General features: G+C 72.6%; 12 protein-coding genes. 3 read left to right on the top strand and 9 right to left on the bottom strand.

Annotated elements, in window-relative coordinates:
- The first annotated feature begins 18 nt into the window (after window positions 1-18).
- Window positions 19-1,791 (top strand): 5,6-dimethylbenzimidazole synthase, encoded by a 1,773-nt coding sequence (gene bluB, locus ABGB12_RS33835; RefSeq protein ID WP_347684424.1) that lies wholly within the window; start codon window positions 19-21, stop codon window positions 1,789-1,791.
- A 24-nt stretch (window positions 1,792-1,815) separates the two neighbouring features.
- Here bluB and ABGB12_RS33830 read toward each other — a convergent pair whose 3' ends face one another.
- Entirely contained in the window at window positions 1,816-3,195 is a 1,380-nt protein-coding gene (locus ABGB12_RS33830; protein ID WP_347684422.1) for a GH1 family beta-glucosidase, read from the bottom strand.
- A gap of 160 nt (window positions 3,196-3,355) precedes the next feature.
- Between ABGB12_RS33830 and ABGB12_RS33825 the strand changes: the two genes are divergently transcribed.
- Window positions 3,356-4,324: an aldo/keto reductase gene (locus tag ABGB12_RS33825; protein WP_347684420.1), complete on the top strand. Its 969-nt coding sequence runs from the start codon at window positions 3,356-3,358 to the stop codon at window positions 4,322-4,324.
- Window positions 4,325-4,402: 78 nt separating this feature from the next.
- Window positions 4,403-5,989, top strand: coding sequence for a protein kinase (locus tag ABGB12_RS33820; protein WP_347684418.1), 1,587 nt, complete (start codon window positions 4,403-4,405; stop codon window positions 5,987-5,989).
- 61 nt (window positions 5,990-6,050) lie between these two features.
- Here the strand turns inward: ABGB12_RS33820 and ABGB12_RS33815 are convergent, their stop codons facing one another.
- The 8 genes from ABGB12_RS33815 to ABGB12_RS33780 form a co-directional block, all read right to left on the bottom strand.
- Window positions 6,051-6,512, bottom strand: coding sequence for a DUF296 domain-containing protein (locus ABGB12_RS33815; protein WP_347684416.1), 462 nt, complete (start codon window positions 6,510-6,512; stop codon window positions 6,051-6,053).
- Entirely contained in the window at window positions 6,499-8,232 is a 1,734-nt protein-coding gene (gene atzF, locus ABGB12_RS33810; protein ID WP_347684414.1) for an allophanate hydrolase, read from the bottom strand. Before atzF ends, ABGB12_RS33815 begins: the two co-directional genes overlap by 14 nt.
- Window positions 8,229-8,900 carry an isochorismatase family cysteine hydrolase gene (locus tag ABGB12_RS33805; RefSeq protein WP_347684412.1) on the bottom strand — a complete coding sequence of 224 codons (672 nt, stop codon included), beginning with the start codon at window positions 8,898-8,900 and terminating at the stop codon, window positions 8,229-8,231. Before ABGB12_RS33805 ends, atzF begins: the two co-directional genes overlap by 4 nt.
- A 20-nt stretch (window positions 8,901-8,920) precedes the next feature.
- The gene (locus ABGB12_RS33800; protein WP_347684410.1) at window positions 8,921-10,558 is read right to left on the bottom strand and encodes a hypothetical protein; all 1,638 of its coding nucleotides are present in this window, start codon (window positions 10,556-10,558) and stop codon (window positions 8,921-8,923) included.
- A complete protein-coding gene (locus ABGB12_RS33795; RefSeq protein WP_347684408.1) occupies window positions 10,555-11,223 on the bottom strand; it encodes an isochorismatase family cysteine hydrolase in 669 nt (222 codons plus the stop codon). The genes ABGB12_RS33800 and ABGB12_RS33795 overlap by 4 nt, the downstream gene beginning before the upstream one ends.
- A 114-nt stretch (window positions 11,224-11,337) precedes the next feature.
- Entirely contained in the window at window positions 11,338-11,970 is a 633-nt protein-coding gene (locus tag ABGB12_RS33790) for a GntR family transcriptional regulator (RefSeq protein WP_347684406.1), read from the bottom strand.
- Between the two features lie 11 nt (window positions 11,971-11,981).
- Entirely contained in the window at window positions 11,982-12,608 is a 627-nt protein-coding gene (locus ABGB12_RS33785) for a pyrimidine reductase family protein (RefSeq protein ID WP_347684404.1), read from the bottom strand.
- A gap of 65 nt (window positions 12,609-12,673) precedes the next feature.
- Window positions 12,674-13,510: an alpha/beta fold hydrolase gene (locus ABGB12_RS33780; protein ID WP_347684402.1), complete on the bottom strand. Its 837-nt coding sequence runs from the start codon at window positions 13,508-13,510 to the stop codon at window positions 12,674-12,676.
- Window positions 13,511-13,572: the final 62 nt, after the last annotated feature.

Below are 13,572 nucleotides of genomic sequence, written 5' to 3'. Positions count from 1 at the left end.
GAGCCTATCTTCAGTGACATGTCACGTTTGGAACCGTCACGCTGGACCCGTCCGATTCCACTGATCGGTGACCCCTCCGCCGCCTCGGAGCGGGCGTCCGACCCCGCTGCCTGGGCCTTCGACCCCGCGGAGCGCGCGGCCTTCTACGAGATCGTGGGGGCGCGGCGCGACATCCGGCGGTTCCGGCCCGACCCCGTGCCCGAGGAGGTGCTGCGGCGGGTGCTGGAGGCCGCGCACGCCGCGCCCTCGGTGGGGCACAGCCAGCCCTGGCGGTTCCTGGTGGTCAGGGACGGCTCGCTGCGGGACGCCGCCGCGCTCATGGCCGAACGGGAGAAGCTCGCCCAGGCCGACCTGCTGGAGGAGGAGCGCGCCCGGAGGCTGCGCGACCTGTCCCTGGAGGGCATCCGGGCCGCGCCGCTGGGCGTGGTGGTCTGCTGCGACCGCCGGACGCCCGCCGCGGGCGTCCTGGGGCGCGCCACGTTCCCCGACGCCGACGTCTGGTCCTGCGCCTGCGCCATCCAGAACCTGTGGCTGGCCGCCCGCGCCGAGGGGCTCGGCATGGGCTGGGTCACCCTGTTCCCGCCGGAGGAGCTCGCCGCGCTGCTCGGCCTGCCCGAAGGCGTCGTCACTCTGGGCTGGCTGTGCCTGGGCTGGCCCGACGAGCGGCCTCCGGAGCCGGGACTGCAGCGCAGGGGCTGGTCCAGCAGGCTGCCGCTGGAGGAGGTCGTGCTCACCGACCGCTGGCCCGGCGACGAGCCGGCTCCTCCGCCGTCCCACCTGGCCGCGCCCCCTCCCCCGGCGGTCGTCGCCGCCCGGGACGACGCCGACGAACTGCTGACCGTCCCCTCCTCGCTGGGCGTGCTGGACACCGTGCTCGACCGGATCCTCGCGGTACGGCCCGAAGGAGTGGACGGCGGCCATCTCGTCCTGGCCGCCTGCGACCATCCGGTGACCCGGCACTCGGTGTCGGCCTACCCCGTCTCCGTCACCCGGCAGATCCTCGACGCGACCAGCGCGGGCACCTCGCAGGGCGCGGTCGCCGCGCGGGCGGCGGGGCTGGGCGTGCTGGCGCTGGACGGCGGAGTCCTGCCGCCCGAGTCGGTGCCGAGGCCGCCTCTGCCCGACGGGCTGGAGGAACTCGTCACGCGGGCGGTGCGCACGGCCTCCCGGCGCGGCGACCTGGTGGAGGAGGACGCCCTCACCGGCGAAGGCGCGCACGCCCTCGTCGAGGCCGGACGCGCCGTGGGCGTGTGGGCGGCCCCGCGCGGGCTGGTCGTGCTCGGCGAGGCGGGGATCGGCAACACCACCCCGGCCGCCGCGCTGGCGTCCGCGCTGCTGGACGCCCCGGCGCGCGAGACCGTGGGTCTGGGAGCGGGCGCGGACAGCGCCATGGTCGGGCGCAAGCAGCGGGTGGTGGAACGCGCCTTGGCGCGTCTGGACGGCCGCCGGGATCCGCTCGAGGTGCTGGCGGTGGCGGGCGGCGCGGAGTTCGCCCTGCTCACCGGCGTGGTGCTGGGTGCCGCGGAGCACAGAGGGGTCGTCGTGCTGGACGGGCTGGCGACCTCGGTCGCGGCGCTGGCGGCGGTGCGGATGTCGGCGGGGGTCGCCGCCCATCTGGTGGCGGGCCAGCGCAGCCGCGAGCGCGGACACGCGCTCGTGCTGCGCTCGCTGGGCCTGGAGCCGCTGCTGGATCTGCGCCTGCGGGCCGGAGAGGGCGCGGGGGCGTGCCTGGCCGCCGGGATGGTCCTGGACGGGCTGCGCATCCGCAGGGAGATGGCCCGCACGTCCTGAGGTCCGCCGTCCCGGCGGCCGGCCTCAGGGCTGGGACTCCAACTGGGCGCGAAGCCAGTGGTAGGAGGCCTTCGGGGTGCGCTCCTGCGTCTCGAAGTCGACGTGGACCAGGCCGAAGCGCTGGCTGTAGCCCTCGGCCCACTCGAAGTTGTCCAGCAGAGACCAGACGAAGTAGCCGCGGACGTCGACGCCGTCGGTGATGGCGCGGTGCAGGGCGCGCAGGTGGGCGTCCAGGTAGGCGACGCGGTCGTCGTCGGGCCTGCCCGGCTCGTCGTGGGAGGAGCAGCCGTTCTCGGTGATCGTGATCGGCGGGAGCGCCGCCCCGTAGTCGTCCCGCAGGCCGGTGAGGAGCGTGTGCAGGGCGTCGGGGACGACCGGCCAGCCGAACGCGGTCACCGGATGGCCTTCGATCGGGGTGTCCTGGAAGGGCAGGCCCGCTTCCTGGATCCGGTCGCCCACCTCGCCCAGCACCGACGGCCCCTGGTGGGAGGGCGCCTGGGCCGGGGCGGCGATCCTGGTCGGGCTGTAGTAGTTGACGCCGAGCCCGTCGATCGGGGACGCGATGAGGGCGAGGTCGCCGTCCCGGACGAACGGGAGGCCGGTCACCCCGTACGCGGTCAGGTCGGGGTAGCGGCCCAGGAGGACGGGGTCGGTGAACAGCCGGTTCTGCAGGGCGTCGAAGGCGTCGGCGGCGGCCCGGTCGGCGGGGTCGCCGGTGGCGGGCAGGACCGGGCTGTAGTTGTTGGTGAGCATGATGTCGCCGGTGACGCGCCCCCGCAGCGCCCGGACCGCCAGGCCGTGGCCCAGCAGCAGGTGGTGGGCGGCCGGCAGCGCGTCCAGCAGCAGCGCCCTGCCCGGGGCGTGGCTGCCGAGGCTGTATCCCTCTGACATGTGGACGAACGGTTCGTTCAGCGTGATCCAGGCGGTGACGCGGTCGCCCAGCCGGTCGGCGACGAGGGCCGCGTAGTCCGCGAACCGGTGGGCGGTGTCGCGGTCGGTCCAGCCGCCGAGGTCCTCGAGGGCCTGCGGCAGGTCCCAGTGGTAGAGGGTGAGGAAGGGCGCGATGCCCCGTTCGAGGAGGGCGTCGACCAGGCGCTCGTAGAAGTCCAGCCCCTTGGCGTTGGCGGGGCCCCGGCCGTCCGGCTGGACGCGCGGCCACGCGACGGAGAAGCGGTAGGCGCCGACGCCGAGGCCGTCCATCAGCGCCACGTCCTCGGGCCAGCGGCGGTAGTGGTCGCAGGCGGTCTCGCCGGTGTCGCCGTTCTTGACCCGGCCGGGCTCGGCGCAGAAGGTGTCCCAGATGCTCGCGCCCCGGCCGTCGGCCCGGACCGAGCCCTCTATCTGGTACGACGCGGTGGCGGTGCCCCAGCGGAATCCGGGCGGGAAGACGGGGAGCGGGCGCACGGGTGACTCCTGTCCTGGCACATGAGCGGCATCACATTAGAACATGAACAAGTGTCATGTTTCTATCGCTCGGGACGATCGCACAGATCCTCGAGAACAGCGGGAATGCGTGTCCCGGATCCGGCGTTCGGGATGATCAAGATCTTCGAAAGGAACCGGAATGCACAAGGTGAACCTGGGTTCCCAGGGATTGACGGTCTCCGCGCAGGGACTGGGATGCATGGGCATGAGCCAGTCGTACGGACACGCCGACGACTCGGTGTCCATCGCCACTCTGGACCGGGCGCTGGAACTGGGCGTGACGTTCTTCGACACCGCCGACGTGTACGGCGTGAGCGGCGTCTACGGGTTCGGCGCGAACGAGAAGCTGCTCGGCTACGCGTTCCGCGACCGCCGCGACGAGATCACCCTCGCCACGAAGTGCGGCATCAAGAGCATCATCGCCAACGGCCGCAGTTTCCAGCTGGGCGCTTCTCCGGATTACGTGAAGAAGGCGTGCGAGGACTCGCTGAAGCGGCTGCGCACCGACCGGATCGACCTGTACTACCTGCACCGGGTCGACCCCGAGACCCCGATCGAGGACACCGTCGGCGCGATGGCCGAACTCGTGCGGGAGGGCAAGGTGCGCTACCTCGGCCTGTCCGAGGTGACCGCCGAGCAACTGGAGAAGGCGCACGCCGTCCACCCGATCAGCGCCCTGCAGAGCGAGTACTCGCTGTGGACGCGCGGGATCGAGGAGTCCGTGCTGCCCGCCGCGCGACGCCTGGGCGTCGGAATCGTGCCGTTCTCCCCGCTCGGCAGGGGATTCCTCACCGGATCCGTCTCCAGCGCGGAGTTCAACGACGACGACATGCGCCGCTCCAATCCCCGCTTCAGCCCCGAGGCCGTCGCCGCCAACCAGGCGCTCGTCGACGTCGTCAAGCGGATCGCCGAGGAGAAGGGCGTGCTCCCCGGACAGATCGCCCTGGCCTGGGTGCACTCCCGGGGCGAGGACGTCGTCCCCATCCCCGGCACCAAGCGCCCCGCCTACCTGGAGCAGAACGCCGCCGCCGCCGACCTGGAGCTCACCGCCTCCGACCTGGAGCGGCTCGACCCGCTGGCGGAGCGGGTGACCGGCAGCCGGTACTAGGTCACCGTAGGGTCACAGAGCAAACCGTTACGGGCGCAGCCGCGTCCTACCCGTGAGAACGCATCCGAGGAGCCGCCCATGCCCGACGTCCAGCCTCTGCAGCCCGAAGACCCCGAGGCCATCGGCGCCTACCGGCTGACCGGACGGCTCGGTCAGGGCGGCCAGGGCGTCGTCTACCTGGGCGAGGGCTCCGACGGGCGGCGCGTGGCGGTGAAACTGCTCCAGGCCCACCTGGACGACGACGCGCGCCGGCGGTTCGTCCGGGAGCTGGCGGCCACCAAGCGGGTCGCCCGGTTCTGCACCGCGCAGGTGCTCGACGCCGACCTCGACGGCGACCGCCCGTTCATCGTCAGCGAGTACGTGGACGGGCCCTCGCTGGCCACGGCGGTCGCCGCCCAGGGGGTCCTGGCCGACGGTGCGCTGGAGCGCCTGGCGACCGGCACCCTCACCGCGCTGGCCGCCATCCACCAGGCCGGGGTGGTGCACCGCGACTTCAAGCCCCACAACGTCATCCTGGGCCCGGACGGGCCGCGGGTCATCGACTTCGGCATCGCCAAGGCGCTGGACGCCGCCGCGGCGGCCACCCAGCCCAGCGCCGTCATCGGCACCCCCGCCTACATGGCGCCCGAGCAGGTCAAGGGCGAGGCGATCGGCCGGCCCGCCGACGTGTGGGCGTGGGCGGCGACCCTGGTGTTCGCCGCGACGGGGGTGCCGCCGTTCGGGCTGGACGGCATCACCACGGTCATCGGGCGGATCCTGCACGCCGACCCCAACCTCGGGGAGATGAGCGGGCCGCTGCGCGACCTGGTCCGGGACGCCCTCGCCAAGGACCCGTCGGCCCGGCCGACCGCACAGGAGCTGCTTCTGAGGCTGCTAGGCGGACCCGATCTGCCCTCCGCGGCCTCCCAAGCCCCGGCCACCGCACTGCTGGAGCTGGGCGAGGACCGGTCGGTCCCCGAACCGGCGCCGACCGCTCCCCTGCCTCCGGGCCTCCACGCGGCGGGGGCTCCGCCCTTCGGAGCCGTCCACGCCCGTTCCCGTTCGGGATTCCGGCCCGGCGTGGCCGCCGCCTCCGCGGTGGTCGCGGCACTGCTGGTCGGCGGCGGGGCGCTGCTCGCCGCCAAGGCGCTGGACCAGAAGGAGAACATCTCCCGGTCCCCCGGCCTGGTGCTCCCCTCCCCCACTGCGAAGGACGACGACCAGAGCAGCGCGCCCCAGCCGTCCCAGAACCCGGCCGAACCGAAACCGACCGGGACGCAGCCGCCCACCAGTTCACCCCCGACCTCGCAGGCGGGGGTCCTGAAGTGCACCGACACGGGCACCTACACGCTGGGACCCGACGAGGACCGCGCCGGCATCGGTTTCGACGCCGTCGGCGGCCCGGTCGTGTGGACGGCCTCCCTCAGCGGTCCCGGCACGCTCAGTTCCACCGGCGGCACGCTCGAGACGGGCGGTCACCTCTACGTCGGGATGTCGCTGTCGCCGGCGGAGCGGGCCGTGCCCGGATCCGCCACCGTCACGGTGGCCGGCGGAACGGGAACACCCTGCACCCGGTCCTTCGTCTGGGAGGCGCGGGTCGTCACCGAGCCGACCACGGTCCCGCCCGAGCCGACGACCTCGCCCACCCCGGACGTCACGAACGCCCCGGACGAGACCGCGCCCTAGCCACACGGGCCGGGGTGCTCCTCCGTGGGCGCCCCGGGTCCGGCGCTTCCCTCCAGCCGGTTCAGTGCTCGAACTCCAGCAGCGGCACGTCATACATGTCCGCTTTGGGAGGGCGTCGCATCCGCGGACCGGTCACCTCGACGACCAGCAGCTCGGTGACGAACTGCACGGTCGCGCCGAGCAGGTGGCTGGTGTGCGCCCGAGCCGAGTGCGCCTTCAGCCCGACCGAGGCGTGCAGGTGCGGGAGCACCCGGTCCTCGGCCGGATCGTAGGCCAGCGTGCCGCAGCCGATGGCCTCGACGTTGGTGACGTGGACCTTGCTCCAGACCGGTGCCGCGGGATCCTCGATCCGCTCGCAGGTGCCCACCAGCTCGGCCGAGGAGAAGGCGGCCAGGAACATCGGGATGTACCCCTGGCGCACCCCGTTGGCCGCGCAGAAGTCCGCCAGGGCGGTGAAGAAGTCCTCCCCGAGGTCGAAGACGACGCCGAACGTCCGGCCCTGGGTCAGTTCAGTGCTGCGCATGTTCCCCTTCAAGATAGGTGAGCCAGCTTCCGTGTCCGCTGATGTCCGGAGCCTCCCGGGTCGCGTAGGCCTCGCAGAGGAAGCCGTGGACGGTCCGGCCGTCGGCCAGCTCGAGCGTGCCCAGACCCAGCGGCGGCGCGGTCTCGGTGAGCAGCTCACCCAGCCCCGCCGCGTCCAGGACGTAGAGCTCCACCTCCACCTCCACGCCCCGCCCGGCGACCCGGACCAGCCCCGGACGCGGGATCCGGCCGCCGGGCAGTGCGTACAGCCGGTAGCGGGGCGCGGTCACGGCGACGCCCAGGGGCCGCGCGCCCAGGGCGCGCAGCCTGCCGTGCAGGGGCTGCCCGGCCCGATGGGCGCCCACGACCGCCAGGACCGCGCCGTCCGGTGCCGGCGGCAAGGGCTCGTGCGGGGCGAGGAAGGCCGCCGAGGCCGAGGCCGGGAGCGCGTCGCGGCCCGCGGGCGCCAGCAGGGTCAGCCCGTGCGGACGGCCGGTCGCGGTCATCCCCGCGGGCACCGACACCGCCGCCAGGTCCAGCAGGTTGGCGAACGTCGTGTAGTGGCCCAGGGTTCGGTTGCGGCCGATCGGGTCCTCGGCCATCTCCTTGACGGTGAAGGTGGTCGGCACCGTGGGAACCGCCAGGACGTCCATGAGCCTCCACGACTCCCGGGTGCGTGACCGCAGCTCCCGCAGCCGGTGCTGGTCGGTGAAGACGTCCACCGCGGTGAGCGAGGCGCCGGGCCGCAGGACGCGGCGGGTCACCGGGTGCAGCGCCTCGGGGTGGCGTTCGGCGAATCCCCCGATCGCGGCGAGCCGTTCGGCCAGCCAGGCGCCCCCGTAGAGCAGCCTGCCCGCCTGGAGGAATGGGTCGAGGTCGATCCGGACGAGGGTGTGGCCGAGTTCCTCCAGCCGGGCCAGCACGTCCTGGAACGCCGCCGCGGCGGCCGCGTCGCCGAAGAACTCCAGCCTCCTGGGCACGCCGATCCGCAACGGCCTCGTATCCTCCAGCGGCGGCACCGGCAGTTCCCTGGCCCACGGGTCGCCGGGCACCGGCCCCGCGATGACCGACAGGACCGTCCAGGCGTCGTCGACCGAACCGGCGAACACGCTCGCGCAGTCCAGCGACGCGCACGCCGGGACCATGCCCAGGGTGCTCACCAGGCCGCGGGACGGTTTGAGGCCGACCGTCCCGGTGAACGCCGCGGGGACCCTGCCGGAGCCGGCGGTGTCGGTGCCGATCGCGAAGGAGACCAGGCCGGCCGAGACCGCGACGGCCGAGCCGGAGCTGGAGCCGCCCGAGATCAGCCCCGGGACCAGCGGCGATTCGCACGTCCCGTACGGGCTGCGGGTGCCCGACAGGCCGGTGGCGAACTGGTCCAGGTTCGTCTTGCCGATGAGCAGCGCCCCCGCCGCGCGCAGCCTCTCGACCAGAGGCGCGCTGCGTTCGGGTACGTAGGCGAACTCGGGGCACCCCGCCGTGGTCGGCAGTCCCGCCACGTCGATGTTGTCCTTGACCGCGTACGGGATGCCGTACAGCGGCCCGTCCGGAAGCGCCGCGGCCTCCGCGAGCACCTCCTCCTTCGGCCGCAGCGTGATCCAGACGTGGTCCTCCCCCCGTGCCTCGATGCGTTCGTAGACCTCTCTGACGACCTTCTCCGGCCGGGCCGTCCCGGCGCCGTAGCGCCGGGACAGCTCCCCCACCGACAGCGAGCCGGTCATGTGCCTCCCAAGGTTTCGAGCAGGGCCGCGCTCGGGGCGATCGCCCCGAACACGCCGCCCTGCATCGTGATCATCTTCAGTGCGGCCCGGTGGTTGCCCGGGTCGGTCGCTCCCGTGCAGTCGGTGAGCAGCAGGCATTCATAGCCCCGGTCGTTGGCGTCGCGCATGGTCGTGTGCACGCACACGTCCGTGGTGATGCCGGTCAGGATGATGTGCGTGATGCCCCGGGTGCGCAGCAGCAGGTCCAGGTCGGTCGCGTAGAACGAGCCCTTGCCCGGCTTGTCGACGACGAGCTCGCCGGGCAGCGGCGCGACCTCCGGGACGATCTCCCAGCCGGGTTCGCCGCGGACCAGGATCCGGCCCCGCGGGCCCTCGTCCCCGATGCCGGCCCCGATGCCCTTGGACCTCCAGAGCTTGTTCGGCGGGCAGTCCGACAGGTCGGGGCGGTGGCCCTCCCGGGTGTGGACGATGGTGAACCCGAGCGGGCGCATCACCTCCAGCACCCGGGTGGTGGGCTCCAGACCCGCGCGGGTCAGCTCCAGGTCGTAGCCCATGGTGTCGACGTACCCGCCTTCGCCGCAGAAGTCCACCTGCCAGTCGATGCAGATCAACGCGGTCTTCTCGGGCCTGAACGTCCCGTCGTAGGGCCAGTCGTAAGGCTGTGCCACGACAGGACCGTAAGCAGTGCTCATTTCACCCCCGTTACTTCCGTGTCAGGAGTCGGCTCCTGCTCCGAGCCGGAGGCGCCGGGCTCGGCGGGCACCGGCTCCGTCCCGGCCGTGCGGCGCTCCCGCAGGCCGAATCCGAGCAGCACCAGCCCCGCGAGCAGATAGCCGAGCGACACCTGCCCCGCGGCACCCCACCGCACCTCCTCACCGTGGACGAGGCCGATGAAGGACAAGGCGGCGCCCGCCCCGGCGTACCCGGCCGCCCACAGGAACCTGCGGTCGATGACGAACGCGGCGATCGCGCCCAGGATCAGGCCCGCGAGGATCGCGCCGCCGCCGAAGGACTTCAGCCCGTGGTAGACGACGCCCGCCCCGGCCAGCGCCTCCTCGCCGACCTCGGCGGCGCTCGTCCCTGCGGCGCTCAGCACGTTGTCCATCTGTCCGGTCGCCCAGGAGGCGATGTTCGGCAGCAGCGCCAGGACCACCGCCGCGGCGTGGGCCCTGGGCACCTCCTGGAAGGCCTGGGCGCCGATGAGCAGGCCGATGTAGAGCAGGATCGGCACGATCGCCGGGGTCGGCAGCAGCGCGTTGAGCAGGGAGAAGAAGCCGAGGAAGCAGAACAGGGCGATGACGACGCCGGTCGCCATGGAGTAGGCCGTCCGGCCTCCCGCCGCCTTCCAGCCGGGGTGGCCGATGTAGACCGCGGGAGGGAACGGCGAGCCGAGGGCCGCGCCGACGACCGCGCCGGTGCCGTCGGCGAGCAGGATCGCTCGCAGGTCGTACTCGTCGCCCGCGACCGCGGCGCTCTCCACGTTGGTCATGCCCTCGGTGAAGTTGTAGATGCCCAGCGGGATCGCGGTCGCCAGCAGCGGCGAGACCTCCTTGAGCCCGTCGACGAGCAGGTCGATCTGGAGGGTCGGCAGGCCGATCCCGATGTCCTTGGCGGCGGCGGTGACGTCGGCGGGCTCCATGTAGCCGCCGGCCCAGCCGATCGCGGTGCCGACCAGCAGCGCGACGAGGCCGACGGGCAGGCCGAACGGCAGCTTCAGGTCGGTGAAGAAGCCGATAAGCAGGATGACCATCACCGGCAAGGCGATCCAGGCCGCCTCCCACATCTGCCCGGCGGGCCGCATGGAGATGAAGGCGATAGAGATGCCCGCCAGGGTGCCGAGCATCGCGGCCTGCGGGGTGTACCTGCGGATGTAGGGGCCCACGAAGGCTCCCAGCAGGACGATGAGGCCGATGATGAACGACCAGGCCAGACCGGCCGCCCACGCTTTGAGCGGGTCCTTCGTCGCCAGGTATGTCGGCAGCATGATGACGAAGACGACGATGAACATGTGCGGCACGGACGGGCCGTAGGGCATCGCGCAGACGTCCGTACGGCCTTCCTTGGCCGCCAGGCGGCGGGCCAGATAGGTGTAGTAGACGTTGCCTATGAGCAGCTGGATGCCCAGCGCGGGCAGGATGACGCCGTAGACGTCGCTTCCCGGGATGTTGACGACGCCCAGGCACAACCCGGCCAGCGTGAGCACGTTGACCATGACGTTGAAACCGAGGCCGAAGAACGCGTTGGTGTCGCCGCCCACCCAGAACGGGAGCTTGAACGCGGGTGAGTCCTGCCCGTCCTGCGGGGGGCTGGTGGATGCAGCGGTCACGGAAGTGCCTCCAGGAACTGTCCGGCGGAGGCGACCCATCCGAAGATGCCGCCCTGCGCCGAGATCATTGCGAGTCCGGCCCGCTGGAACTCCTCGGAGTAGGAGCCCACGCAGTCGGACAGGACCAGGCACTCATAGCCCCGGTCGTTGGCTTCACGGACCGTGGTGTGCACGCACACCTCGGTCGTCACCCCCGTCACGACGAGGCTCGTGATGCCCTTCTCGGCCAGCAGGTCCTGCAGGCCGGTGGCGTAGAACGAGCCTTTGCCCGGTTTGTCGATGACGGGTTCGCCCTCGGTCGGGCGCAGTTCGTCGATGATGTCGTGCCCGTACTCGCCTCTGACGAGGATCCGGCCCCCGGGCCCGGGGTCCCCGATCCGCAGGCTGGGCTCGCCCCGGTTCAGCTTGGCGGGCGGGCAGTCGGACAGGTCGGGCAGATGCCCTTCCCTGGTGTGGATCACGAGCATCCCTGCCTCGCGGGCGGCGGCCAGCACCTCCTGCAGCGGCGGGACGACCCTGCGCAGCATGCTCACGTCGTTGCCGAGCGTCTCGCCGAAGCCTCCCGGCTCGACGAAGTCGCGTTGCATGTCGATGAGCAGCAGCGCGGTGGTGGCGACGTCGAAACCGAACGGGTAGGGCTCGGCTTCGACGGAAGGTCTGGTCATGGCGGCTCCGTCTCTCCCCGACTTCACTAACCGTCGATTGTCGACAGTTTTATGTCGGGGGTCGCCCGGTCCGGTTACGGCCCTGTCAACACGGCCTCACTCCAAGGGGATCCCTCACCCGATGTAGGTGCGGGCGCCGTGCGTCGCCAGAGCGGCCAGGGCGGTCTCCGGGTCGCCCGACGCGATCGCCTCGTAGAGCCTGCGGTGCCGGGCCACACCCTCCTCCGGCGCGCGCAGCTCGGCCTCGCGCCGCAGGTTCGCCGCCATGTACAACTGCAGCTTCAGGATGACCGGCTCGTAGACGAGCAGCATCTGGCGCTGCCCCGCCAGGGCGACCAGGGCCAGATGGAAGCGGTGGTGCGCCGCGTTCTCGGCGAGCGCGTCGCCCTCCGCCGCCGCCCTGTCCATGGCCTCCAGCGCGGCCGCCAGATCGGCCAGCGCGACCGGGCCGGGCAGCGCGCTCCGGACGGCGTGGCGCTCCAGCACGTCGCGCAGGCCGAACAGCTCGTCCACGTCCCGCGCCGACAGCTCGGCGACCCGCACCCCCCTGCGCGGCAGATGCTCCACCAGGCCCTGCTGGCCCAGCAGCCGCAGCGCCTCGCGCAGCGGGGCGCGGCTGATGCCGAACCTGGCGGTGAGCTGCTCCTCGATCAGCCGGTCGCCCGGCGCCAGGCCGCCGCCGAGGATCTCCTCCCGGAGCCGTCCCATCACCAGCTCGACCAGGCTGGCGGGCTCCAGGACGTCCACGCGGGCTCCTCTCAGCGGCGGCGGTACCTCAGGAACAGGTGCTCCCCATCCTGCCTTACGCTCGCCAGCCCCAGTTCCTGCGCGGCCGGCGGACCGTGCAGGATGCGCAGCGCGCTGCCGCCCAGCAGCACCGGGCTGACGGTCAGGCACAGCTCGTCCAGCAGGCCGGCGCCCACCAGCTGACCCAGCAGGCTGGGGCCGCCCTCGCACAGCACCTTGGTGAGACCGCGCTCGTGCAGCAGCTTCAGCGCCAGGCGGTGGTCGACCGAGTGCTCGCCCGCGACGATCACCTCAGCGTGGTCGCGGGCCTCGGCCAGACCGGGGGCGGTGGCGGTGGTCACCAGGATCGTCCGCCCCTGGAACAGCGGGCTGGAGTAGTCGAAGCCCAGAGTGCGGGACACGACGGCCAGTGGAACGCTTGCGGGCCCGTACCCCTCCGCCCTGACCGTCCCGGCGCCGACCAGGACCACGTCGGCCAGTCCGCGCAGCTTGTGGAACAGCACACGGTCGGCCTCGTTGCCCAGCGCGCCGCTCAGCCCCCCGCGGGTGGCGGCGCCGTCGACGCTGGCGATCATGTTGGCGCGCAGCCAGGGATCCTCCGGGTAGGCGTATTCCGCGTATGCGTCGTGTTCAGCCATGCCTCCAGCCATACACGATCTCCGGGCCCGACGGGACGTCCCGGCGGGTCCGGAGGGGATGAGAATCACACCCGGCCCGCGTGCTCCGCCACGAGCCCGGCCACCTCCTCGGGATGGGTCACCGGGGCCCAGTGCCGGGCGGGAATCCTGGCGAACCGCAGGTCGGGGACGTGGTGCAGGGCCGATTCGGCCAGGTGCGCGGTCACGAACGGGTCGCGGGTGGGAATGACCACCTGTACCGGGACGTCCGTGGAGCGTTCCCGCGGCCGCAGCAGCCGGGAGGGCATGTTCGCCCGGTAGAGGGAGACGCCCGCGGTCCCGTCGTCCCGCAGGGTCGGGGCGAAATGCCCGCCCTCCGGCAGCCCGTCGGCGCCGGTCAGGATCCGCGCGGCCAGCCCGGAACGCCAGGCCAGCGCGGGCAGCAGCGGCAGCTGGAAGAACCCGATGTACCAGGAGCGCAGCGCCTGGGCCAGCCGGGCGGAGGGGCGCGCCCCGTTCCGGCTCCAGCCGCCCACATGGTCCAGGCAGGGGCCGGAGATCGCGGTGTAGGAGGCGAACCGTTCCGGCATGGTGGTCACCGCCTCCCAGCCCTGGATCGCGCCCCAGTCGTGCCCGGCCAGGTGCACCGGTCCGCCGGGGCCGGCCTCGTCCAGCACGGCGCGCAGATCTTTCATCAGATGGACGAACCGGTAGGCGGCACGGCCCCTCGGCCTGCCGGACTCCCCCGCGCCCCTCATGTCGTAGGTGACGACGCGGAACCCGGGGGCGAGCCGCTCCACGACCCCGTCCCACACCCGGTGGGTGTCGGGATAGCCGTGGAGGAGGACCAACGTCGGGCCCGACGGATTCCCCCGCACCTGGACCGCGAGTTCGACTCCGTCGCCCTGGATCTTCCTGTGCATCCGCCGATTACAGTGCCACGCATTCGCGGGGTCAAGCTCTACCCGGGGTGCCACAGAGCTTG

It is taken from the genome of Actinocorallia sp. B10E7 (assembly GCF_039871655.1).
GTDB lineage: Bacteria > Actinomycetota > Actinomycetes > Streptosporangiales > Streptosporangiaceae > Actinocorallia.
The sequence above is the reverse complement of the archived record's forward strand: the minus strand, read 5'-3'. Positions and strand labels throughout refer to the sequence as shown.

What these genes read in the sequence shown, in the direction of transcription:
- ABGB12_RS33795 (WP_347684408.1), bottom strand. Translation starts at nt 11,223, where the DNA reads ATGACCAGACCTTCCGTCGAAGCCGAGCCCTACCCGTTCGGTTTCGAC.
- ABGB12_RS33820 (WP_347684418.1), top strand. Translation starts at nt 4,403, where the DNA reads ATGCCCGACGTCCAGCCTCTGCAGCCCGAAGACCCCGAGGCCATCGGC.
- bluB (WP_347684424.1), top strand. Translation starts at nt 19, where the DNA reads ATGTCACGTTTGGAACCGTCACGCTGGACCCGTCCGATTCCACTGATC.
- ABGB12_RS33785 (WP_347684404.1), bottom strand. Translation starts at nt 12,608, where the DNA reads ATGGCTGAACACGACGCATACGCGGAATACGCCTACCCGGAGGATCCC.
- atzF (WP_347684414.1), bottom strand. Translation starts at nt 8,232, where the DNA reads ATGACCGGCTCGCTGTCGGTGGGGGAGCTGTCCCGGCGCTACGGCGCC.
- ABGB12_RS33780 (WP_347684402.1), bottom strand. Translation starts at nt 13,510, where the DNA reads ATGCACAGGAAGATCCAGGGCGACGGAGTCGAACTCGCGGTCCAGGTG.
- ABGB12_RS33815 (WP_347684416.1), bottom strand. Translation starts at nt 6,512, where the DNA reads ATGCGCAGCACTGAACTGACCCAGGGCCGGACGTTCGGCGTCGTCTTC.
- ABGB12_RS33825 (WP_347684420.1), top strand. Translation starts at nt 3,356, where the DNA reads ATGCACAAGGTGAACCTGGGTTCCCAGGGATTGACGGTCTCCGCGCAG.